The organism is Mesorhizobium sp. Z1-4, assembly GCF_004000235.1.
Lineage (GTDB): Bacteria > Pseudomonadota > Alphaproteobacteria > Rhizobiales > Rhizobiaceae > RCIO01.
Window position 1 is genome coordinate 23,206 of the sequence record NZ_RCIO01000009.1, and the last position, 22,017, is coordinate 45,222.

A 22,017-nucleotide genomic window follows, 5' to 3' on the forward strand; every position below is an offset into this window, starting at 1 on the left:
AGCATCACAAGAAGTCCGCCAATTCGGAAGCTTCGGTTGGACATGCCGTCACTTGTACCCTTGCTGCGACCTAACCCGGCTAACCCCGCGAAGGAGACAACAACCAAGCTAGTGCTCGTCTTCGCACAAATCATGGCTGGCAAGCGCGCGGATCACGTAGCAATCCTTGATCTGTTCGCCGTCGCAGCCGGTAGCGATTCGCGCCAGTTCACGCTCCAGTTTGCGGAGCTTTCCGATTCGTTCACGTACCGCGTGAAGTTGCTCCGCTGCTATCCGATCCGCATCGGCGCACGGCTGGTTCGGGTGCGCGCTGAGTTCGATCAGCTCGCGTATTGCCTCGATCTTCAGCCCGAGATCGCGGGCATGTTTTATGAATGCGAGGCGGTCGCATTCGTCGCGCGCGTATCGGCGCTGGTTCCCTTCCGAGCGCTCGGGCGGAGCTAGAAGGCCCATCTGCTCGTAATAACGTATGGTCGGTATCTTGACACCGGTGCGCCGGGACAGGTTTCCAATCGTCAACATGACAGGTCTCACAACAATTCCAGCAGTTCTACAGAGCCTAGAGATATAGCGGATGCCCCGCAATGGGAACATTTGCCGCAACAGAACACACTGTCTTTCGAACCGCGGAGTTCCGTGGGACACTTGAACCTCTAGCAGCCTGAGGTCACACAAAGGGACCTGTCACGTTAAGGAGAGCCGTCATGATCCGTCTATTGCCGACAATGGTCCTTGGGCTGCTGGTACCTATGGCGGGCGGGCATGCCACAGAGGGGCCACCAACGCATGGCGCCGGTCCAGATGAACTGTCAGTCGAGCACGCTGAGATCGTGTTGCCAACTTCTGGAAAGTCGCAGCTCACGGGCTACTTGACCATCTGGAACGGCAAGCGCGTGCAGGCGAATCTCGTGTCTGTTGAAAGCCCTATTTTTGAGTCTGTCGCCCTCTACAATATGGAGCAAGACGGTGGCATCGCCAGAAAGCGCCGGGTGGAAGGTATTTTACCCATTCCCGGTAACGCGGAGCTTTTGATGCGGCCAGGCGGCGTGCATCTGTTGCTCACCCAGCCGATACAGGCGCTCTCCTCAGAAGAGGCTGTCGAGTTGACGCTGGTTTTCGATAGCGGAAAACGTATTGCGGTGACCGCCACAATTCTGGCTGCCGGCACGTCCGTGACAGATCATCACCATGGAAACGGGGATGGCGTTCAGGGTAGCGGTCAACTGTGAGCCGCCGGTCACCTAAAGACACGACTTGACGGGCGGCCAATGCCGCCCTCTAGCCAAGGTTAACGACGGGTTTCGATACCAGCGGGACTTTGATATTCATTTACATAAACTCTAACTTATTGTTTTCGCGTGATTTTTAGTCCCAACAGCTAACGTCTCTCCCACAATATTCTTGGGGAGACTGTCACAATGCATCGACTTGTTCTGGGCGCGGTCGCGCTCGCCATCTCGTGCGCTTCGGCCGGAGCCAACGCACTGCATCTCAATCCGTCCCAGCCGGCGCTGGCGAAGAACATGGAAACGTTCGGCAACACGTCAATCCCGATCGGTTACTACGAATACTGCCAGCGCTACCGTGAGCGTTGCGATCGTCAGCCGGAGAGGTCCAAGGTCGAGCTGACACGGGAACTCTGGAAAACAATCATCGAGGTCAATAACGAGGTAAACACCACCGTGGAGCCTCTGACCGACAGGGAGATTTTCGGCGTCGAGGAGCGCTGGGACTATCCGGACCAGGTCGGCGACTGCGAAGATTTTGCACTGGAGAAACGGAAGATCCTTAACGAGAAAGGCGTTCCGCTGGGGGCGCTGCTGATGACGGTGGGCCGGGATGCCGACGGCGGCGGCCACGCTGTCCTTACAGTGGTGACTGATCTCGGCGATTTCGTCCTCGACAACGTCGAGCCGCGTGTACTTCTGTGGAAGGAAGCAGAGCTGTACTATCTCAAGCGGCAGTCGCCAGACGATCCAAACAGGTGGGTCAGTCTCGCCTCCAGCTGACTCAGTCCGATCCGCTCGGTCTGAGCCACGCGAATTCGAACGCCGCAGCTACGGTAAGCACAAAGGCTGCGGCGTTTCCATAAATCATTTCCATGATGTTGTGTCCGCCGAGCAGGCAGTAGAGCCAGAATATGGTCGCCAGGACAGGGTAGACGGCCACGCCGGCAACCAGAAAGGTGGCGATGCGTGCAATCATGGTTGCTCCGCCGATTTGGGTTCACACCGTCAACTACTAAGGTCCATCGCGCTCCCGCGCCATTCACTGGTCGGTGATCGCGCCCGGCGACCCTTCATCGCTCGCGCTAAGTTCCGCCTCCAGGTGCCAGAAGCTAAACGTGAAAGCGGCTGCCACGAATGCAACCGGCGCCAGCATGACAAGGACATTGCGGGACCGGCGACTGCTTGCCAGGGCAGCACTGTCGCGGAAAGTGAGACGTTCGGGTTCTTCTATCACTGATGTATCTCCCTTTGTGGGACCTGTGTTAAGGAGATCGGATGCGGCGGTGAAGAGGAGAGGCAGTTCGCAGCGCTGCGGCGGTTTGCCGCCCTTTCGATGAGGCACGTAAACGCGACATTAATCATGATTGGCGAGTGTCTGGCCATTTCACCAGCTTGGAATGCTTCTTCGGGGTTAGGTTCTAGACTGTGGTTCGATTGATCATTGCATTCGCGCTGGTTTCGCTCATTGGCTTGGCCACGTCCGCGTGCGTTTCAACGGTGCTCGAAGTGGACGGGAGGTCAATTCAGCCGGTCCCGGCTGCGCTTGTCACGGAAATGAATCGCAAATCAATGTCGCGGTCAGCGCCAATCCTGGTTCGGATCTTCAAGCAGGAGAGCGAGCTGGAGATCTGGAAGCGCGACAAAAGCGGCAAGTTCGCGCTTCTCAAGACCTATCCTATGTGCCGCTGGTCGGGAAAGCTTGGGCCGAAGACGCGCGAAGGCGACCGTCAGGCACCCGAAGGCTTCTATCATGTCAGCGCCGGCATGCTTAACCCGAACTCGCAATACTACCTTTCCTTCAATCTCGGATATCCGAACAGGCTCGAATCCGCACTCGGCTATACCGGGGAGGCGCTGATGGTACACGGCGCATGCTCGTCGTCCGGCTGCTTCGCAATGACGGATGAGGGCGTGGCCGAGATTTACGCGGTGGCGCGCGAAGCGCTGAAGGGCGGCCAGACGGCGTTCCAGGTTCAAGCTTTTCCGTTCCGCATGACACCTGAAAACATGGCGAAGAACCGAAACCATCCGAGTTTCGAGTTCTGGATGGCCCTCAAGAAGGGTGATGACATTTTCGAAATTACACGCCAGCCGCCTCGCGTCTCCCACTGCGGAGGCAGCTACGCGTTCAACACCGAGTTTGAAGGCGGCGAACCGAGCGATCCCCTCGCAGCATGTCCACCGGCCATCTCCATGCAAAATCCTGTCGTCGCAGCGCGCTCGCAGTCGGATCTGCGGGAAATGAACAGGATCGTTGAGGAAGGTTCGGCTGTGCGGGCGCACGCCTATTCGGACGGGGGAATGCACCCGAAATTCCGCGAGTTGCTGGGGCGCCTTGGTGACAAGGCACTTGCCGAGCGAATTTCCGTGGACGCGGTGCCGATCAGCCGTCCCGATGACGCTCTTGCCGATCCTCACATCCCGAACGAATAGACGTTCCCTCCCCTGTTCAAATCAGTAGCCTGGAAACCGGTACGATGACAGCCAACAGAACGGGCTGGTGCACGAGATAGATCACCAGACTTCTGCGCCCGCACCATGCCAGGAATCGTGCCGCCTGACCCTGCGGCGCGGATCTCGACAGATAATCTTCCAGATCAAAGGCCAGCAGCCATTTCGTCGCCGCCATGCCAAAAAGCGTGAGGCCGACCCATGGGAATATCGGCACGAAATCATTGCTCGGCGGGGGCTGGGTAAAAAAGCCGACCCAGGCCGTCAGTCTGGTGTCGAAAGCCGTCGACTCGTAGAAAAACGGAAGCGCAAAAATTGCAGTCCCGGCTGCCAAACATAGTGACGCGGGCGCGCGAATGAACAGGACCCCTATCAGCGTCGCTGCTGCGATTGCATGAAGGATACCGAAATAGACGAAGCTGGCCGGGAACACGAGGTACGTCACTAAGGTGACGGCCGCCGCTGCGAGGGCGATGATACTCAGACGACGCAAGAATGGCGACCATCTGATTTGCGTTCGATGTGCAAGAACGAGGCTGACGCCGACGAGGATCATGAAGGTGCCGGCCAGACTGCGACCGAACATCAGCCAAGCGGTATGCTGCGCGACACCTGAGATAATGCCGGTGAACTCAAAATTCCAGACGAGATGGAACAGGACCACGCCCGTAATCGCGAGGCCCCGAACGATGTCGACAACAATGAGGCGTTGCGTCCCAGCCAAGGAGCGGTCTCCTGTCCGTAATTCAGGTTTGTGTAAAAGCTCATCCTACAGGAGGTTCAACCCATATTTCCCGTTCGATCACCCAATCTCACGTTGATTTGCCTTTGCTTAACCATCCCGTTGCTTTAATTGGAGACATGCTCCGGGTGCTGTCCACTATCCTTTTCGTTCTGTTCGTGCTTGTGCACGTGGCTCTCGCACCTGTCATGGCCGCTGGGTCAACTATCGAAACGGGCGCGACGAGCCGGAATTCGGCGTTGGTCTCCGGAAATTACGTTGCCGCGGGCACCGTCGGAAATTGGCAGCAGCAACCGAATGTTGCGCCGGATGAAGATCTGCCGCGGCTTTCGGCATGTCCGGATCATTGTGTGTGGTTGGTACGAGCTCTTCTGACCCCATCACGCACAGTGAGCAGCCTGCGCGCGCATGCCGTACTACCTTCTGCCGAGCCCGTTCCCGTCGAGGTTTCCCTCCCGCCGCCGCAATAGACGCGACAGCGGCGGGCGAGGCTTTCTTGCCCAAATCACATGAACGTCCGGTCTCGCGGCCCTCCAGAGCGCCGCAGGCTGGTCATCATCCGGGATAACAGTTCGCGCTTGCGGCAAAACCGCTGCGCATGGTGGGCAGAAAATCGTGAAAAGCAGCAAAGACATCCACTTCGACCCGAAGCGCCGCGCTTTCCTCGCCGGCATAACAAGTACCGCAGGTGCACTCGTCGTTTCAGGTTGTTCGACAACGAACGGCGAGAAAGCGGCCGAGCCGGAGCCGCAGCCGGACCGGTCCTATGTTTCAATGTATGCGGCGATGCCGAACGAGAGGTTTCCTATACCTGCGGTCGATGTTTCGAAGGTCAACAGGCGCTATTACCGCCAACTCGTCGACGACCCCACCGGCGAACGGCCAGGCACCATCGTTGTCGATACGCGACGCTTTTATCTCTACCTGGTCCAGCCCCGAGGCAAGGCCATGCGCTATGGCGTCGGCCTGGGTCGTGCCGGGTTCGAATGGTCGGGTCGCGGCGTGATCCAATGGAAGCAGGAATGGCCGACTTGGACGCCCCCAGCCGAGATGATAGCGCGGCAGCCGGAACTGGAGAAATACAGCGCGGAGAACGGCGGAATGGCGCCGGGCCTCAACAACCCGCTCGGCGCGCGCGCCCTCTATATCTTCCAGGATGGTGAAGACACGCTGTACCGCCTCCACGGCACGCCCGAATACTGGACGATCGGAAAGGCGGTTTCGAGTGGCTGCGTGCGCCTCATGAACCAGGACATCATAGATTTGTACAAGCGCGTGCCCACCCCCTCGCCCATCATCGTTCGCCATGGCGCCCGTCCCATTGTCTAGAGAGAAACGCGCTTGCCCCTCTAGCAGCTAGAGGTCTTACCGTCAGGTGAACAGTTGTCGGAGGAGCCATGAACCGCCGTCTTTTTCTTGCAGGTGCGTCCATATTTGCCGTCGCCGGCATATGTCCGCTTCCGCTATTCGCTCAACCCACGCAGCAGCAGTTGCTTGCGCCCGGCCCGCTTCCAGAGAAGAGTTTTGGAGATGCGGACTCTCCCGTGACCGTCATTGAATACGCATCCCTGACCTGCGGTCATTGCCGCAACTTTCACATAACCGTCTGGCCCGATTTCAAGGCCAAGTACGTTGACACGGGCAAGGTCCGATTCATCATCCGCGAGTTCCCGTTCGACCCGCGCGCCTCGGCCGGTTTCATGTTGGCACGGTGCGCCGGCGAGGACAAATGGTACCCGACGCTCGACCTTCTCTATCGTTCGCAGGACCGCTGGGCACGGGTTTCCGATGCGACCTCGGCTCTGAAGTCGGTCATGGGCATGACGGGGATGGAGGGTGAGCAGGTTGAAGCCTGTCTCCAGGATCAAGACCTGCTGGACAAGATCACGGCCATCGCTGACACGGGCAAGTCATACGGTGTCGACTCAACACCGACATTCTTCGTCAACGGCGAAATGTACAAGGGCGTGCTCAGCCTCGAGCGATTCAGTGAAATCATCGACCCTCTCTTGGTTGCCGAATAAGGAGCGGACAAATGCACGAGACGACGATCATTTCCGGATTCGGCTCCGCATGGCGCGGCATCATTGCTGCAACAGTCGTATTCGCTGCAGCCATGACGGCCAGTCCCTCCGTCCTCGCTCAGCAGGAGGAGATTGTCGCACGTGTCGACGGCCAGGACATCACAGCGTCGGAACTGGCGGTTGCCGAAGAGATGTACGCGCAGCAACTGGGCTCCATGCCCGATGATGCGAAGCGCTCGGTTCTTGTCGACGCGCTGATAGACCTGCGCATCGTCGCGAACGAAGCGCGAGAAAAGGGAATTGCCGGCGACGAGTCCTTCAAGCGCAAAATAGCGTTCCTGGAACAGCAAACGCTGCGTTCCATTTTCATCAGCGAGCAGATCTTTGCATCTGTAACGGAAGAGGCGGTAAGGACCGCCTACGAGGCGCAAATCGCTCGCATGCCCCGCGTTGAGGAAACGCGGATTCGGCACATCCTGCTGGATACCGAAGAGGCTGCGGCCGCGGTCATCGAGGCGCTGAATGCCGGCGAGGACTTCGCCGCTCTCGCGCGCGAACGTTCCAGGGACATGGTCTCGAGGCCGAAAGGAGGTGATCTGGGTTTCGTCGCGGCCGGCCAGTCGCTTCCGGAGATCGACGCAGCCGCCGCGAAACTGCAGGCCGATGAATACACCGCTGAGCCGGTCCGCAGTTCCTTCGGCTTCCATGTGCTGAAGGTGCAAGAGAGGCGACAGCAGCCGGCGCCGGAGTTCGAGACGGTCGCGCCTCAGATTCGTCAATCGCTACAGGCGGCGGAGCAGCGGCGCATCATCGCGGAGCTTCGGGCGGAAGCCCAAGTCGAAAAACTGGTGCCGGACGTGACGCCGCCAGCTGAGGACGACGGTCACGACCACTAACCGCATTTCACTAGCAATTCTGGGGGGACATCATGCTCAATCGAAGGCAATTCCTGCTCACCTCTTTCGCGCTGCTCGCCGCCGTCCGGAGGGCGGCGGCCCATCCGGAAACAAGCCCTGCGCTTGACCCGCAATTCCTGCCGCAAGAGGTCGATTTCGTACGGGACTATCCTATCGGTACGATCGTCGTCGATACGGCGAACCGCTTCCTCTATCTTGTCAAGTCGAAGAACATCGCTCGACGCTACGGGATAGGAGTCGGCCGGGCAGGTCTCGCCTTTTCCGGTGCTGCGGAAATCGGCCGTAAGGCGAAATGGCCTAGCTGGCGTCCGACAGACAATATGATCAGACGCGATCCGGGAAAATATGCGCGATATGCGGATGGTGTCCCAGGCGGTCCGGGCAATCCGCTCGGTTCACGCGCGCTGTACCTCTATCGTGACGGCCAGGACACTTTGTACCGAATCCACGGCACGACTGAACCGTCGTCGATCGGCAAAGCCGTGTCCAACGGGTGCTTCCGCATGCTGAACGAACATGTCGAAGACCTGTTCGAGCGCGTTCCCGTCGGAGCAAAGGTCGTTGTCGATTGACAAAGCCACCCTTCGTGCTGGTTGTCGGTGCCGGTCAAGCTGGACTGGCAACGGGTTACCATCTGCGCCAGGCGTGCATTCCGTTTGTTATCGTCGACGGCAACGACCGCATCGGAGACAGCTGGCGCAGGAGATATACGTCGCTGACGCTCTTCACGCCGCGGCAGTTCAGCGCGTTGCCGGGAGCGATCATTCCGGGCAACCGCGAACTCTATCCGACCCGCGATGAGTTCGCCGACTACCTTGAAGTGTATGCGGGTCTGTTCAATCTGCCGTTGCGGCTGAATTCACGCGTTGCCAAGCTGCAGCGATCGCTTAGCGGGGAATTCGAGGCCATATTGGTGAGTGGCGAGATCTTGGCGGCTACGCATGTCGTTATCGCGACGGGCGGATTTCAGGTTCCTCTCGTCCCGAAAATCGCCGCAGGCTTCGGGAGTGCGGTGACGCAGTTGACTGCCGAGACCTATCGCGATCCGTCCTCGGTGCCCGACGGGGTGGTCCTGATCGTTGGTGACGGCGCAAGCGGGCGTGACATTGCCGCCGAGCTTGCCTCCAAACGCCCAACCTTGCTTGCGGCAGGGAAGCCGCGCAAACTGTTCCCGGAGCGCTTTCTGGGAAAGAGCATCTGGTGGTGGCTCCATTGGTCCGGCCTCATGCGTGCGCCTGTGGACTCGGCTATCGGGCGGCTGATGCGGCGGACCGATCCGTTTCCCGATCGCGACCGCAACCTCGCCAGCCTCGCTCGCAAGGGCGTTCGACTGATGCCCCGTCTCACGGAAGCTGCGGGAACGACCGCGAAATTTTCTGACGCAGGCGAGGCTGATATCGGATCCGTCATCTGGGCGGTAGGCTACCGCGACGATAGCGACTGGGTGCAGATTCCGGCCGCCAAGAACCCGGACGGCTCTTTTGCCCACACGAACGGCGTTTCGCCGGTCCCGAACTTGTTCTTCGTGGGCAGACCATGGCAGCGCAATCGCGCCTCGGCCCTCATCATGGGCGCCGGCCGCGATGCTGGCGCCATCGTGAAACTGATATCCGAACGGAAATAGTCGCCAGATTTCCCGCGGACCACAGTTATGCGCGAGCAGCTCTCACTAATGCCCACCCTCGTCTTCAACGACGACTTTGACCGGCAGCTTACCCGCATCCCCGAAATCGAGGATCAACTCGAAGCTGTCGCCTTGCTCAATGGAGTCGCGGATTCCAGACAACCAGATGTGTTCTCGCCACAAGGCAAGTGACACGGGCTTGTTTGGACGCAATTCGATGAATTCGAGCCAGTTTACTTCACCGTCCTTTGAAATGCGAAAGCCAACATCCTCAGCCAGTAGGCTCGAGGCCCCGACGAGCCGCGCGCTCGTGCCGCCACGATTGAGGAGCGGGCCGTACACCGCGATACCCCCGGCACCCTCCTCGGATGGGGATGCCCAGACATGACCGACCGCGATATCGTCTAGCTTGTAACTATGCGCCAGCGTTTCGGAGGGCGTCTGCAGGAGCACAAAGACAAGACCCGCTGCGCGGGCGACCGCGTGCCAAAACTCCATCGCCGTCATCTAATCGTCCTCCGGTCCTCTGGCGCCTGGCCCGAAAACCGGCACAGAAACCGTGATCGGAGATGCATTCGCAAAACGTAGCGTAAGCGTGAATGTCTCTCCCTTCTCAATCGGCCGCTCCAGATCCATGAGCATGACATGATACCCGCCCGGCTCCATGCGAACGCTCCCGCCGGCAGGCACCTCGATTGGCCCCGCCGCCACCATCTTCATGACATCGCGCTGCTTGACCGTGCGGTGAACCTCCGCGCGGCCCGCGACGGGAGTCTCCAGCGCAACGAGAGTGGCGGGGCGATCACCTTCGTTCTGGACGGTGAGGTAGGCCGCCGCAGGTCGCGAGGTCAGGATGGAAGCGCGCGCCCACGGCTGTTGGACGGAGATGGTAGCTCCATCCTGTCCCCGGGCCGGCATCACAAACACGAGCACAAACAAGCTCATCAACCCGATAGGATACGTGCGCACAGTCATGTCTCCCCACCCACACCGCCGAATCTGGCAATGGCCTCGCGGATCGTCTCGGCCATCTCCTCCGGAGCGGTGCCGTAGCTGAAATGTGTAAGATACTCACCGGATTTCGACATCAGATATGTATTGCCTTGATGGCTCACGAGGTAATCGCCGCTGCCCTGATAGGCTTCGCCGTCCATACCGACCTTCTCGTACGCCACACGGTACGTCTCCGCCATGGCGTCGACCTGATCAATCGTCCCGGTCAGTCCGGTAATCCGTTCATCGAATGCCTTTACATACTCAGCCATGACATCTGGCGTGTCGCGCTCCGGATCGAGGCTCACAAAAAGATATGCCACGGCATCGGCATCGTCCTTCAGCAACTCGATCGTTCGGGCGATTTCGGTCAGCGTTGTCGGGCATATGTCGGGACAGTACGTGAAGCCAAAGAAGACAAGGCGCAGCTTTCCGGCGAAGTCGTCGTTGGTGACGGTCTCGCCCGTGTGACCGACGAGGGAAAACTGTCCGCCGATGGGAACAGAACCCGGCTCGGCAAAGGCTTCCTGTTTCGGCTGGCTGACCATGAAGCCCTGCGAAGGGCCGCGCATTACGGATGCGGCACCGAGGACAACCGCCAGCACCAAAGCTACGGCGGCCAGAAAACCCGAGAGGACTCTCAAATCCCTGCTGCTCATCGTCTTGGCGCGTCGTTCTCGAATTCCGCCGACCCTCCGCCATCCAGCCTTGCGTCGGTTACTTCGGAGCCAGTCTTCAGGTCGCGAGCAGCGTCGATTTCCTCGCTCGATAAATCCTTTTGCCTGAAGAAGGTGTAGGAAAGCGTGACCTCGCGGAACATTTTCGCGTTCTTGTCCTTAAGCATCTGCTCGTCGAGATAGAGGACAAGCGGCATCCTGGCGCTCTCTCCCGGCCCGAGTTTCTCCTCGGTGAAACAAAAGCACTCAATCTTGAAGAAGTAAGGTGCCGTCGGGTACGGGGTAACATTGAACGTCGCACGCGCAACTATCATCTCATCGGACTTGTTCTCGGCGTAGTAGTAGACCTTCGCTGGCTCTCCGAAGCGGGTTTCGACGCTTCGTTGCTCGGGGCGAAACTCCCAAGGCAGACCTGGCGCAACGTTGGCGTCGAAACGAACTTTGACGGTTTTGTCCGTGACTGCTGCAGACGGCTGCTTCGCAACGGCCCGCTGTACCGTTCCGCCGTAGCCGGTCAAGTCGCAGAACATCCGGTAGAGCGTGGGCGAGTACGCTACCAAAACGCTCATCGCCCCCAAAAGCGCAAAACTGAGGGTAACCACGCGTATGTTTTTGTTGCGTAAATTGGTCATCGGTCAATCAAATCATTTTCTCTACGATCATCACGCGCTCCGGCAATTTTCTCAACGCGACACCACCGCGCGCGCGGCTTTGACGCAGCAGAGTTGCGGGTCCCTTCGTTGACGCTTCGGAAACCGGCGAAAATCGTACAGCCTCTAGTGGCTTTAGGTTCAAGTATCCGCGGTGCGACCTTTTTCAGCCCGCCAGACCTTTAGCGAATGCTCGCGTCGGGCGGCGTGTTCAGTCGGCACTCTCGCGGTGCTATGGTTTCCGAGAGAGTTCCGCTCAGGTCCGGTCGCTCTGCCGAATTCCGAATTGAAAAGTTGAGTGGATGATTTGGAGAACTACGGAGTAGCTGAGCAGGCGACACCCAACTTGGCAGGAAACGATCCTCGATCTGATCTCCATGAGCCTGGACCGCTGAGGATAGTTAGGGGCCGCACTCAGCTCCAACCGCCGTTGTATGTTCGGTAAAAGATGTGGCTACCGATTTGCGTCATCTCTTCCATCCCATCAGCCCATTCGGGACTGACGTAGGTCGCATTGTAGTGCGTCGATGAGCCAACGTCCCGCAGGAAGATCTTTCCCCCGGTCACGGCCATAGCCACCTCGCGGGCGGTTCGATAGGCACGGCGGTTAACGATCCGCTCGGGAAGGCCGTCACAGGCGAACGAGAATTGGCATCGTTTATACCACCCGGCGTTCTGATAGACGACGCTGCACACTTCATTGGGATATGATGGGTTGCGCACCCTATTCAGGATCACTTGGGCTACGGCCGCCTGCCCTTTCAGGCTCTCTCCGCGGGCTTCGAAATAAATCGCGGTCGACAGGCACTTCTGCTCTTCGGAAGAAAAGACCTTCGGCGGCAAAGGTTCCTTCATCCATACGTGGTCTCCCTCCACAACAGGTGGCACGAACCGCCCACTCCTCTCAGTTGCGAGTAGAGCATCGAAGGGGGATGAGGAGTCGTGGAAGGGGTCCGTTGGCGCGTACGCCGTCGCCAGGATATCCGCGCCGTCATTGGTCACCAGATCGACCAGTTCTTCGGGTACGCCTGCAAGCCGATCCATTTCGGCGCTGTGAAAAAGCATTCGCTTGGTGAGCAGTGCCGCGTCACCCACCTCGAACGGCGCCACACGCTGCGCGTTGACCGCCAGGGGACGCAATCCTAAGCGTAGGCCCAGGGAAACTTTGGCCAATCGGCGCTCAGGCGCCCCGGCAGTTACCCTGGCCTGCTTGTCGCCCCGCACCACGCGCGGCTCGTCGGAAACATGCCGGGTATTGTTCGACTGATCCTCGAACACGAATTCGTCCGGCACCACATCGGGAGCGCGCCCTATTGGATATACCTCTGGATTCGTGCCCGCCACACCAACGACGAGCCCGATCAGGGCGAAAACGACTTTGGTGAGATTCCTCGCTCCCAAGCATCGTTTTCGGCTGCGCCCCTGCATGCTATCCTTCCGAATCCTCCCGAGCAGCCTGGATCGTTAACCTTAATGAGCCGTTAAATCAAAGTTCCCTTTCGCCGCAGGATAGGCAAATTGATTAGCCGCCGCCGCTCCTAGTGACCATGTGTGATCTGGCCGACAACCATAGAATCGACGGCGCCCTCCAGTCGCTCCCTCGCAAACATCGTCTCCGCGCTAGGCCGCAGCAGACGAAGCGCATTTGCCACCACGAGCAGCGACACGCCGACATCCGCCGCGATCGCTCCCCACATCGAGGCCATGCCGAAGGCGGTCAGGCCGACGAAGACGGCCTTGGTCGCCAGCGAGACACCGATGTTTTGGTGGATGATGGACATGGTGCGCCGCGAATGGCCGATTAGCCATGGCACTTTTCCGATGTCGTCGGTCATCAACGCGATGTCCGCCGTCTCGATCGCGGCGTCCGAGCCGACCGCGCCCATAGCAATGCCGTAGTGCGCGCGAGCCATGGCCGGGGCGTCGTTCACCCCGTCACCGATCATCGCGACCATGTCGTGGGTCGCCACCATATCTGTGATGGCGGTAACCTTGTCTTCAGGCAGAAGTTCGGCGCGAACCTCGTCGATGTTCACTTCGGCAGCGACGGCGCGGGCTGTGCGGTCGTTGTCGCCGGTAAGCATGACGACTTTCTTCACGCCCTGTTTGTGCAGTTGTGCAACGATTTCGCGCGCATCCGGCCGGATCCGGTCGCGCAGTTCCAGCAGGCCCAGAACGCCGGAGTCGTCGCCGACGGCGACCATGGTGGCGCCCGCCCCTTCGATCCGGTCGCGCAGGTCGGCGGGGATTGCGGCGTGAAAGCCCTTTTCGGTGGCGAACCGGTCAGAACCAAGCCAGACGGCGCGACCGGCGAATCGGCCTTCGAGGCCACGGCCCGGCACGGTGCGGGTATCCTCGGCGGCGGTCACGTGTTTGCCTACACGGGCGAGGATCGCCTGCGCGAGCGGATGCGACGACCTGGCCTCGAGCGACGCGGCAACGGCCATCAGGTCGACTTCCGACGTGCCGCCCAGCGGATGCACGGCGGCCACTTCAGGCTTGCCTTCGGTGATCGTGCCGGTCTTGTCGAGCGCCAGCGCTGTGGTGCGTCCCGGCGCCTCGACGTAGGCTCCGCCCTTGATCAGCACGCCCGCCCGTGCCGAGGCGGTGAGCGCTGCCACAATGGAGACAGGCGTCGAGATCACCAGCGCGCACGGGCAGGCGATGACCAGCAGCACGAGCGCATTGTAGATCCAGAAGCTCCACGTCGCGCCCATAAGGAGCGGCGGCAACAGAGCGATGGCGACGGCGGCCACCATCACTATCGGCGTATAGATGCGAGCGAATTTCGACACCCACTGCTCCACCGGCGCACGGCGCGAATGCGCGTCGCCGACCATGCGGATGATTTTTGCCAGCGTGCTGTCCGTAGCGGGTTTGGTAGCGCGCACCGTCAGCGTGCCCTCCCCGTTGATGGTGCCGGCATAGACCTCGTCGCCCGCCTCCTTTGGGACCAGCGCGCTCTCGCCCGTGATCGGAGCCTGATCGACCGCACCCGCCCCATCCGTCACCTCGCCGTCGAGCGGGATGCGGTCGCCGCCGCGCACTACGAATCGGTCACCAACGACAACCTCGGCCGCGGGCACGTCCGACTCGGTGCCGTCGCTGCGGATCACCCGCGCCGTTGCCGGCGCAAGGTCGAGAAGCGCCGCGACGGCATTGCGCGCGCGCCCCACGCTCCAGCTTTCGAGATAGAGCGACAGTGCAAAGAAGAAGGCGACGGTCGCGGCCTCGAAATATTCGCCCAGGCCGACGGCGCCGGCGACGGCGACGACCATCAACAGGTTCATGTCGGGCGACAGACGCAGCGCCGAGGACCATGCCTTGGGCGCCACCAGCCAGACGCCGAATACGATAGCGAGGCCGAACAGACCTGCTTCGACCAGCGGAATCGGCGCCTCGCCATGGCCCGCGAACAGCCCCAGCGCACCGCCCAGCCCGGTCTCCACATTGTGATACAGGAACCCTGCCGCCCAGAAGCCGCCACTGACCGCGGTGAACCGCGCCTGTTTTCTTAGGTGCACGGCGCGGTCGGTCTCGGCATTGTCGGCGTTCCAAGGTCGCGCGCCCATCCCGGTTCCCGCAACCGCTTTGATGATCTTCTCGTCCGAGACGATCCCAGCGGAGTCCAGAACCGTCATGCGGCCGTTGATCACGTCGAAGGCTAGATGTTGCTCTCCGCCGACCACCGGCCCCACCACCCGGTTGAGGATTGCCACTTCTTCGGCGCAGTCGAGACCGTTGACCTGAAAGCTGCGCCCGGCGGTAACCACTGAACCCTCTGGCGCATCGGCACCGCAGCACACGCGATTTCCGTGATCCTGGGAATGCACATGCGGGTGAGAACGCCTGCACTCGTGCACCTGAGAACGTTCATGGTTATGTTCTTTTTCGGTCAGCATCGTTGTCTCCTGTCCCGCGTCGGCTGAGGTTGCGTTTCACCGTTCCGCGGTCGGCTCTGATTGGTCCTTCCAAGATAGGACCTCTAGCAACTGTAGGTTCAAGACCCAATGCGAAGTTTTTAAGCGGTCTCAGATGAAGCGTCGAACGCGCTGCTTATAGTCGGAGTAGGCGTCGCCAAGCCGCGCTTCAAGCCAGGGTTTCTCGGCAAACGGCGCGATGAATGCGCGGATCATCGCCAAAAGCGCCGGCCACAATGCGAGCAAGGAATTAGACGCAAGCACAAAGCCGGCGATGATGGGGATGTCGCCGATGTATTGGGGATTGCGTGGGAACCGGTAGGGGCCGCCTGTTACGAGTTCGCCGGCCAGTCCGGTGGTCGGCCTTGTACCGAGGGCGGCAACACCCCACCAGGCCAGCCCATTGCCCAGAACCAGCAAGACGCCGCCGGCAACGCGCCAATGCAATGCAGCCAGTCCAAGACTGCCGTAGTCGACGATACCGATGTAAAGCGTTCCGATGATCAACAGGCCGATCAGCACCCACACCAGCCAGAACTGCCATCCCGCCTGCCCGGAGGGAGGGGCCACACACGCTGGGCCGGTTTCGCGATGGACCAGAACAGCAGCGTATCCAGAAGCGCTGCGGATGTGACGGTGATGAAGAAGGTAATGGTGAGCATTTCCACACCCTGCAAATGGCGCAGGGGCGTGGGCGTTCCCTACGCTGGAAGCCAGCACAAATGCCGTCTTGTGCATTGACGGAGGGTGTAGCCCACATAGGGGCTGGAGATTCAAGGGCTGTATGGCACGGCTGACTTTCAGTGGAAAGCTAAGAACTGCCGTCGCTGCCAATGAGTACATTGCAACGAGCGACAGCTTCGGGCGTCCCATGCGTTGCGGATTGGTCGGACAATCTCGCGCCAATCCCCGTCACCAGGGTGCGGCCGGGGATGCAGCGGCGGATCAATGCAGTGCGCCCACCAGCGGTGCATCGCCGTCGCGGATGCTCACCCAACGTCCAGTGTGATAGGTCGCCTGCCTCTTCAAAAACAAGTAGCCGGTCTCGTCCCAGGGGAGAATGTCATCGGTAAGATTGTCGAGGATGTAGTCGCCGACTTCCGTTCTGACGGTGAGGACGGCATGCCCCTCTCCGTTGGATTTCTTGAGAACCGTGAGAAGGAGGTTTGCGGGCGAAATGCCCTCATTCATCAGGACGCGGCGCTTTTGGAGCGCATAGTCCTCGCAATCACCCCTATCGGTCGGATAGGTCCAAAATTCGTCCTTGCCGTAGATGTCGATGTCATACATCGGCTTGATCGCCTTGTTGATCGACTCTGATAGACTGGCGAGGCGTCGCCGAAAATCGTTGCTCCACGCTACAGGACTGACGTCGTTCAATCGTACCGAGCACTCCTTCGGCATGCGCTTGCACAGTTCATAGTGTCCGATCGGTTGAGAGGTCTGGCCTCCAGTCACCATTTGGCTCGGATGTGCCGACGCCACCCCCGATGAGGCTATTCCCAACAATGCAGCGAGGATTCCCAGCAATATTTTGCTCGGCATCGTTTCCGCCCCTTCGCCCGATTCGTTACCAATACCTTAACAACGCAAAGGGTGGCTGACCATTGCAGATAGGCCACAGTTTAGGATGCAACCTGCCTCGCCGGTGCAGCGGCAGGATTACCCGCATCTCCGGTTGATTGGCGCTCGCAAGGGGTCAATGTGCATTCAATCACTGCAGCGCACAGGCAATTCGCCTTCGCGGTATTCCGCGAAAGTACCTGCGCAGAGAATTTGGCTCGGGGAACAGCAATATTGCACCCGGCGTTGGATGGGCTAGGCAAGCTTCGGCGGCGTCGTCGCCGTTGAACTGATGCCCGAGGCGCTCGACAATCTTGCCGGCTGGTGGACCGCAGTCTCCCTCGCCGCAGGAGGCGCTGCCTATGTTGGAGCCGAGACATTAATCGAGCGGGTGACGTCGGGAGACGGCCGCGGCCGCCCAATGTGGATGACCTATGTCGCCGTCGCGGTCGACCTTTCGGGTGACGGGTTGCTGATTGGATCGGGCACGGCGGTCGCGACGTCGCTCGCCATCGTCCTAGCTGCCGGGCAGGTGCTGGCGGATTTTCCCGAGGGCTATTCGGTGGTGGCGAATTTGAGGGAGAAGAAGGTGTCCCGGGCTCGGCGAATTCTCGTCTCGCTCTCCTTCCCCCTCTATTGCCTAGGGGCGGCCCTGATTGCCTGGTTCCTTCTGCGGAACGCGCCCGACGCCGTCAAGTACATCGCCCTGAGCTTCGTCGCCGGCCTGCTGACGGTCGCCGTCGTGGAGGGTATGCTGGAGGAAGCGCACGAGGCCGCGGGAGATACGCGAAGCTCTACGCTCGCCTTCGGCTGCGGCTTTGCGCTTTTCGCGCTCGTGTCCGCCGGACTCGGCTCCCTCCTCGGCAAAGACGGCTTGCCAGGGGGAGGCACCGCAGGAATTTCCGCGTTGAAGGATCACATGATCTATGCCTCATGATCACGGCCACGCCCACATAGATCCGAAATCGGGGGACCGACGGGTCTCCGTGGCCATTTGGGCGAATGGCCTTCTGACCGTCGCGCAGATCGTCGGCGGCATCCTGGCTGGCAGCCTCGCGCTGATCGCCGATGCGCTGCACAACTTCTCCGACATGGCCTCGCTCGTTATCGCCTTTGTGGCACGCAAGATTGCGCGCCGCCCGGCCGACAAACGCATGACCTTCGGTTATGGCCGGATCGAGATAGTTGCCGCGCTGATCAACTATACCACGCTGATCCTCGTCGGCGTCTACCTGATCTATGAGGGCGGCATGCGGATGATCGATCCGCCCGAGGTCCAGGGCTGGACCGTGGTGGTTCTCGGCAGCATCGCCCTCGTGGTGGACACGCTCACGGCACTCCTCACCTGGTCGATGCAGAAAGGCAGCGTAAACATACGCGCTCTCTTTCTGCACAACCTGTCTGACGCGCTTGCATCGGTTGCCGTGATTGTCGGTGGTGCGCTTATAATACTTTACGATATCCGCTGGGTTGATCCGGCGATCACAATTGGTATTGCGCTCTACATCTTGTATCTCTCCTTTACCGAAATCGGTGGCCCGATCCGGACGCTGATGCTGGGGAGTCCGCCGGATATCGACAGCGACGCCGTGATCGACTCGATTCGGAATGTCGCCGGGGTCCGAGACGTTCACCACGTGCATCTCTGGCAGATGCAGGAGCACGAGGTGGCGCTCGACTGCCACGTGGTCCTAGCAGCGAAGGGCTGGAAGCGTGTCGAATCCGTCAAGGGCGACATTAAGGAGCGCCTGGATAACCGCTTCGGCATCGCCCATTCCAGTCTGGAGTTCGAGCACGTCGATTCCGCACACAGTGACGCCGATCTCTACGGACATGACGGGGCGGTGGGAAAGGAGAAAGACCATGTTCACCGAAACGCTGACAGCGCAGGATGACGTCGTGGGGATTGCCTGCGAAGGCAAGCTGACCGAAGACGACCTGAAACGGATGCACGCGCTGCTGCATGAGCGGCTGCAGGCAGAAGCCAAGCCCGGCCTTGTCGTCGATCTCACAGGATTCGAAGGTTACGAGGGGCTCGCCGCGCTTCGCGAGGACATGAAGATGGACACGACCCACCGCAACGACTTTCGCCGTATCGCCGTCGTCGGCGACAGCAAATGGATGGAATGGGGAACGTCGCTGGCGGGACTTCTTACGTGTTCTGAGATGCGCTGGTTCGGGCCCGGCGAGAAGGAAGCGGCTGCCGAGTGGGCTCGCAGGGGCTGATCCATTCTGTTGTCGGTAGGCACTAGCCGGGCGGTCGCGTCCAATCTGGGTGCTCCTTATTCTGCTGATCCAACCCTTTGTCCGGCTGCCTGTTGTTATCAGCGCGCCTGAGGATCGACTGGTTGTACGCGGCAGCGGAAACCGCGATGGCATGACCGTCAGAAGTCGAACAACTCGCTCAGGAACGATCCCTTCTTCTCGCGGTACGGCTTGCCGCCGTGCCCGTGACCTTGCTGGCGGAGCGCCTCTCGGCTTGTCGAAGGAGCCGACGGTGTCGCCGATCGCTCTATGATCTTGTCCAACTCGCCACGGTCAAGCCACACGCCCTGAGGTCAATTCCGTTTCGAAATAACTTCTCGATCTCCCGATTCAACCAGGGCCTCTTCCGGGCCGTGACCCGCGCTTGCACCGGGACAACTGCGATGCTAAATTGCAAATCGTTCGCATTTGCAGGAATGAAAGATGGGCGAAATCACCGATTGGTTGAGGGTAAAATTGAGTAGGCGCGGCATGCTGGGCGCTGGTATCCTGGCGGCTGGGGGATCGGCCGTAGCTGCCACCGGCGCCGCTCAGCAATCCTCCCGAACCGAACATCCCGGCCGCACGGCGCGCACCGGAATGGGCTCAGCCGGTCATGGCTCACGCCACGGCGCGATGATGACTGTCGGCGAGGTCGATGAGGAACTCAACGGCTTCGATACTATGAAGATGCTGACCGACTGGGAAGTCGGCACTGTCTCCCGCCTCCCCGACGGGCGGGTCTTACGCACCTTCGAGATCGATGCCGTCGACAAGGAGATTGAGATTGCCCCTGGCGTCATGTTCCCGGCCTGGACCTACAACGGTCGTGTACCTGGGCCGGCGCTCAGAGCGACCGAAGGCGAGAAGTTGAAGATCGTTTTCCGCAATTTCGGCTCGCACCCTCACTCGATCCATTGTCACAACATCCATTCCGCGCGCATGGACGGCATTCCCGGCGCCGGCGTGATCGGACCGGGGGAAGAGTTTGTCTACGAATTCGATGCGACGCCGTTTGGCTGTCACCTTTACCATTGTCACGCGCTACCGCTGAAACGCCATATCCACAAGGGGCTCTACGGGCTCTTCGTCATCGACCCCGACCCCACGCTTCACCCGGAGCACGCCGATGTCGCCCGGTCTCGCCTGCTAGGCACGCCGGAGAATGCGGAGTGGCAGGAACTCGCGATGGTAATGAATGGATTCGATACCAATTTCGACGACGAGAATGAGGTCTATGCCGTCAACACGATCGCGCATGCCTACATGAAACGGCCGATTGCGATACGGCGCGACAAGCCGGTACGGGTCTATCTCGTGAACGCCGTTGAATTCGATCCGATCAATTCCCTCCACCTTCATGCGAATTTCTTCGACTACTACGATCACGGTACGACGCTGACGCCGACGCTTCGAACGGTCGATACGGTCATGCAGTGCCAGGGCCAGCGCGGCATTCTCGAGTTCTCGTTCGCGGACCATGAGCCTGGACTCTACATGTTCCACGCGCATCAGTCGGAATTTGCCGAACTTGGCTGGATGAGCTTTTTTGACGTCCGGGAGGCAGTGGCATGAATGACGCGCATCCCTTCGACGAAGCAGCATCGACTCCGACCGAGGCGCCGCGATCCCGCGCGACCCTCGTCTGGCTTCTGCTGCCGCTCATGGCGCTGGCGCTTGCAACTGCATGGCTCGTTACGGCTGACCCGCTGAGAAGTTTCGACAACGGTGCGCCCCCAGTAGAGAACCTGACATTCGAGCGAACGGTCTTGTCGCAGGACGGTATCGACGTCCTCGTCCGCGCTGGCGGATCGGATCCGATGATCATCGCGCAGGCGCTGGTCGACGATGCCTACTGGGAATTTGTTCAAGAGCCGTCTGGACAACTAGCGCGGGGTGAAACCGCCTGGATCCAACTGCCCTATCCTTGGGTTCAGGGTGAAGCGCATGTGGTAACGATCATCACGAGCACCGGCGCGACCTTCGAGCACGAGATCCCGGTCGCCGTGCCGACGCCGGTGCCCACCACCGGAAGCCTCGTTAGCCAGGCGCTCCTCGGCGCCTTTGTCGGTATCGTTCCCGTTGCGATCGGGCTCATGTTCTATCCGGCGCTGCGCGGTGTCGGGCGCGCCGGCATGAACTTCCTTCTCGCCATGACGGTGGGCCTGCTCGTCTTCCTGATGATCGACGCTGCGGGCGAGGCGTTAGAGATTGCAAGCGAAGCCGCGGCCATCTTCCAGGGTCGGGTGATGGTGGTCCTTGCGGGCGCGGCGAGCTTCCTGCTGCTCATGGCCGTCGGCCGCCGCAGCGGTACGCCAGCCGGCTTTACACTTGCGACGTTCATTGCGCTCGGTATCGGCCTCCACAATCTCGGTGAGGGACTGGCCATCGGCGCCGCCTTCGCTTCGGGAGCGGCCGGGCTCGGCACGTTCCTGGTGCTCGGCTTCACCATCCACAACATCACCGAGGGCATCGGCATCGCGGCTCCAATGCTCAAGTCCCGGCCGGCCCTGTGGGTGTTTCCGGCGCTAACGCTGGTCGCCGGCGGCCCTGCTGTGCTCGGGCTCTGGATCGGAAGCCTAGCCTACGCGCCGCAATGGTCGGCGCTGGCGCTGGCGATTGGTGCAGGCGCGATCCTGCAGGTGGTCGTCGAAGTCACAGCCTACCTGATGAAGGCTGACGGACGCGGCGCTGTGGCATTTTCTTCTTGGCCGGTCCTCTCGGGCTTGGCCTTCGGTGTGGTGTCGATGTATGCAACGGCGATGCTGGTAAAGATCTGATCGGACCTTGAAGACAAGGCGCCCGACTTGCATGAGATCCGGCTCCATCTTTCCATGTCAGCAGCCGCATCGAACGTGTAGTGTCAAGCACCGTTGTGCCCATGTTGGCCAGGATTGCTGGCCAGAAACGAGCGACGCCCGCCGCAGGTGTCATCATTTCAAGCCGAGAGCTTTCCCGATGCTCAGTTTAAAGTTTTGCATCA

At 60.3% G+C, this 22,017-nt stretch carries 25 protein-coding genes; 13 read left to right on the forward strand and 12 right to left on the reverse strand.

Going from position 1 to position 22,017, the window contains the following annotated elements; genetic code table 11:
• Positions 1 to 108: 108 nt before the first annotated feature.
• Entirely contained in the window at positions 109 to 522 is a 414-nt protein-coding gene (locus tag EP165_RS19370) for a MerR family transcriptional regulator (protein ID WP_127524506.1), read from the reverse strand.
• A 182-nt stretch (positions 523 to 704) separates the two neighbouring features.
• Between EP165_RS19370 and EP165_RS19375 the strand changes: the two genes are divergently transcribed.
• A complete protein-coding gene (locus tag EP165_RS19375; RefSeq protein ID WP_127524507.1) occupies positions 705 to 1,229 on the forward strand; it encodes a copper chaperone PCu(A)C in 525 nt (174 codons plus the stop codon).
• Positions 1,230 to 1,418: 189 nt separating this feature from the next.
• The gene (locus EP165_RS19380; protein WP_127524508.1) at positions 1,419 to 2,009 is read left to right on the forward strand and encodes a transglutaminase-like cysteine peptidase; all 591 of its coding nucleotides are present in this window, start codon (positions 1,419 to 1,421) and stop codon (positions 2,007 to 2,009) included.
• A gap of 1 nt (position 2,010) precedes the next feature.
• Here EP165_RS19380 and EP165_RS19385 read toward each other — a convergent pair whose 3' ends face one another.
• Positions 2,011 to 2,205 carry a hypothetical protein gene (locus tag EP165_RS19385; protein ID WP_127524509.1) on the reverse strand — a complete coding sequence of 65 codons (195 nt, stop codon included), beginning with the start codon at positions 2,203 to 2,205 and terminating at the stop codon, positions 2,011 to 2,013.
• Positions 2,206 to 2,268: 63 nt separating this feature from the next.
• Positions 2,269 to 2,463, reverse strand: coding sequence for a hypothetical protein (locus EP165_RS19390; RefSeq protein ID WP_127524510.1), 195 nt, complete (start codon positions 2,461 to 2,463; stop codon positions 2,269 to 2,271).
• Positions 2,464 to 2,798: 335 nt separating this feature from the next.
• Between EP165_RS19390 and EP165_RS19395 the strand changes: the two genes are divergently transcribed.
• A complete protein-coding gene (locus EP165_RS19395; RefSeq protein WP_501981694.1) occupies positions 2,799 to 3,662 on the forward strand; it encodes a L,D-transpeptidase family protein in 864 nt (287 codons plus the stop codon).
• A gap of 16 nt (positions 3,663 to 3,678) precedes the next feature.
• On the opposite strand, the gene EP165_RS19400 is transcribed toward EP165_RS19395, so the two are convergent.
• Positions 3,679 to 4,404 (reverse strand): heparan-alpha-glucosaminide N-acetyltransferase, encoded by a 726-nt coding sequence (locus EP165_RS19400; RefSeq protein WP_127524511.1) that lies wholly within the window; start codon positions 4,402 to 4,404, stop codon positions 3,679 to 3,681.
• 633 nt (positions 4,405 to 5,037) lie between these two features.
• Between EP165_RS19400 and EP165_RS19405 the strand changes: the two genes are divergently transcribed.
• The 5 genes from EP165_RS19405 (at position 5,038) to EP165_RS19425 (ending at position 8,987) form a co-directional block, all read left to right on the forward strand.
• Complete coding sequence (locus tag EP165_RS19405) at positions 5,038 to 5,751, forward strand: L,D-transpeptidase (RefSeq protein WP_245440252.1); 714 nt, start codon at positions 5,038 to 5,040, stop codon at positions 5,749 to 5,751.
• A gap of 68 nt (positions 5,752 to 5,819) precedes the next feature.
• The gene (locus EP165_RS19410) at positions 5,820 to 6,446 is read left to right on the forward strand and encodes a DsbA family protein (protein ID WP_127524512.1); all 627 of its coding nucleotides are present in this window, start codon (positions 5,820 to 5,822) and stop codon (positions 6,444 to 6,446) included.
• Positions 6,447 to 6,457: 11 nt separating this feature from the next.
• Complete coding sequence (locus tag EP165_RS19415) at positions 6,458 to 7,342, forward strand: foldase protein PrsA (RefSeq protein WP_127524513.1); 885 nt, start codon at positions 6,458 to 6,460, stop codon at positions 7,340 to 7,342.
• A gap of 32 nt (positions 7,343 to 7,374) precedes the next feature.
• Positions 7,375 to 7,935: a L,D-transpeptidase gene (locus EP165_RS19420; protein ID WP_127524514.1), complete on the forward strand. Its 561-nt coding sequence runs from the start codon at positions 7,375 to 7,377 to the stop codon at positions 7,933 to 7,935.
• Positions 7,932 to 8,987 (forward strand): flavin-containing monooxygenase, encoded by a 1,056-nt coding sequence (locus EP165_RS19425; protein WP_127524515.1) that lies wholly within the window; start codon positions 7,932 to 7,934, stop codon positions 8,985 to 8,987. Before EP165_RS19420 ends, EP165_RS19425 begins: the two co-directional genes overlap by 4 nt.
• A gap of 45 nt (positions 8,988 to 9,032) precedes the next feature.
• Here the strand turns inward: EP165_RS19425 and EP165_RS19430 are convergent, their stop codons facing one another.
• From EP165_RS19430 to EP165_RS19465, 8 genes are all read right to left on the reverse strand, one after another.
• Complete coding sequence (locus EP165_RS19430; RefSeq protein WP_127524516.1) at positions 9,033 to 9,494, reverse strand: copper chaperone PCu(A)C; 462 nt, start codon at positions 9,492 to 9,494, stop codon at positions 9,033 to 9,035.
• Positions 9,495 to 9,962, reverse strand: coding sequence for a copper chaperone PCu(A)C (locus tag EP165_RS19435; protein WP_127524517.1), 468 nt, complete (start codon positions 9,960 to 9,962; stop codon positions 9,495 to 9,497).
• A complete protein-coding gene (locus EP165_RS19440; RefSeq protein WP_164743105.1) occupies positions 9,959 to 10,624 on the reverse strand; it encodes an SCO family protein in 666 nt (221 codons plus the stop codon). The genes EP165_RS19435 and EP165_RS19440 overlap by 4 nt, the downstream gene beginning before the upstream one ends.
• Positions 10,625 to 10,635: 11 nt before the next feature.
• Positions 10,636 to 11,289, reverse strand: coding sequence for a cytochrome c oxidase assembly protein (locus tag EP165_RS19445; RefSeq protein ID WP_127524519.1), 654 nt, complete (start codon positions 11,287 to 11,289; stop codon positions 10,636 to 10,638).
• Between the two features lie 432 nt (positions 11,290 to 11,721).
• Complete coding sequence (locus EP165_RS19450) at positions 11,722 to 12,735, reverse strand: cell wall hydrolase (RefSeq protein WP_127524520.1); 1,014 nt, start codon at positions 12,733 to 12,735, stop codon at positions 11,722 to 11,724.
• A gap of 110 nt (positions 12,736 to 12,845) precedes the next feature.
• Positions 12,846 to 15,209, reverse strand: a complete 2,364-nt coding sequence (locus EP165_RS19455) for a heavy metal translocating P-type ATPase (protein ID WP_206075954.1) — start codon at positions 15,207 to 15,209, stop codon at positions 12,846 to 12,848.
• Positions 15,210 to 15,338: 129 nt separating this feature from the next.
• On the reverse strand, positions 15,339 to 15,797 hold the full coding sequence (locus EP165_RS20475; RefSeq protein WP_164743106.1) for a methyltransferase family protein: 459 nt from the start codon (positions 15,795 to 15,797) through the stop codon (positions 15,339 to 15,341).
• A gap of 375 nt (positions 15,798 to 16,172) precedes the next feature.
• Complete coding sequence (locus tag EP165_RS19465; protein WP_127524522.1) at positions 16,173 to 16,772, reverse strand: transglutaminase-like cysteine peptidase; 600 nt, start codon at positions 16,770 to 16,772, stop codon at positions 16,173 to 16,175.
• 310 nt (positions 16,773 to 17,082) lie between these two features.
• Here EP165_RS19465 and EP165_RS19470 point away from each other — a divergent pair, with 310 nt between their 5' ends.
• The 5 genes from EP165_RS19470 (at position 17,083) to EP165_RS19495 (ending at position 21,814) form a co-directional block, all read left to right on the forward strand.
• Positions 17,083 to 17,727: a ZIP family metal transporter gene (locus EP165_RS19470; RefSeq protein WP_206075955.1), complete on the forward strand. Its 645-nt coding sequence runs from the start codon at positions 17,083 to 17,085 to the stop codon at positions 17,725 to 17,727.
• Between the two features lie 49 nt (positions 17,728 to 17,776).
• The gene (locus EP165_RS19475; RefSeq protein ID WP_245440254.1) at positions 17,777 to 18,685 is read left to right on the forward strand and encodes a cation diffusion facilitator family transporter; all 909 of its coding nucleotides are present in this window, start codon (positions 17,777 to 17,779) and stop codon (positions 18,683 to 18,685) included.
• Positions 18,654 to 19,016 (forward strand): SpoIIAA family protein, encoded by a 363-nt coding sequence (locus EP165_RS19480; RefSeq protein ID WP_127524524.1) that lies wholly within the window; start codon positions 18,654 to 18,656, stop codon positions 19,014 to 19,016. Before EP165_RS19475 ends, EP165_RS19480 begins: the two co-directional genes overlap by 32 nt.
• 462 nt (positions 19,017 to 19,478) lie before the next feature.
• Positions 19,479 to 20,609, forward strand: coding sequence for a multicopper oxidase domain-containing protein (locus EP165_RS19490; RefSeq protein ID WP_127524526.1), 1,131 nt, complete (start codon positions 19,479 to 19,481; stop codon positions 20,607 to 20,609).
• Positions 20,606 to 21,814: a ZIP family metal transporter gene (locus tag EP165_RS19495; RefSeq protein WP_127524527.1), complete on the forward strand. Its 1,209-nt coding sequence runs from the start codon at positions 20,606 to 20,608 to the stop codon at positions 21,812 to 21,814. Before EP165_RS19490 ends, EP165_RS19495 begins: the two co-directional genes overlap by 4 nt.
• Positions 21,815 to 22,017 lie beyond the last annotated feature (203 nt).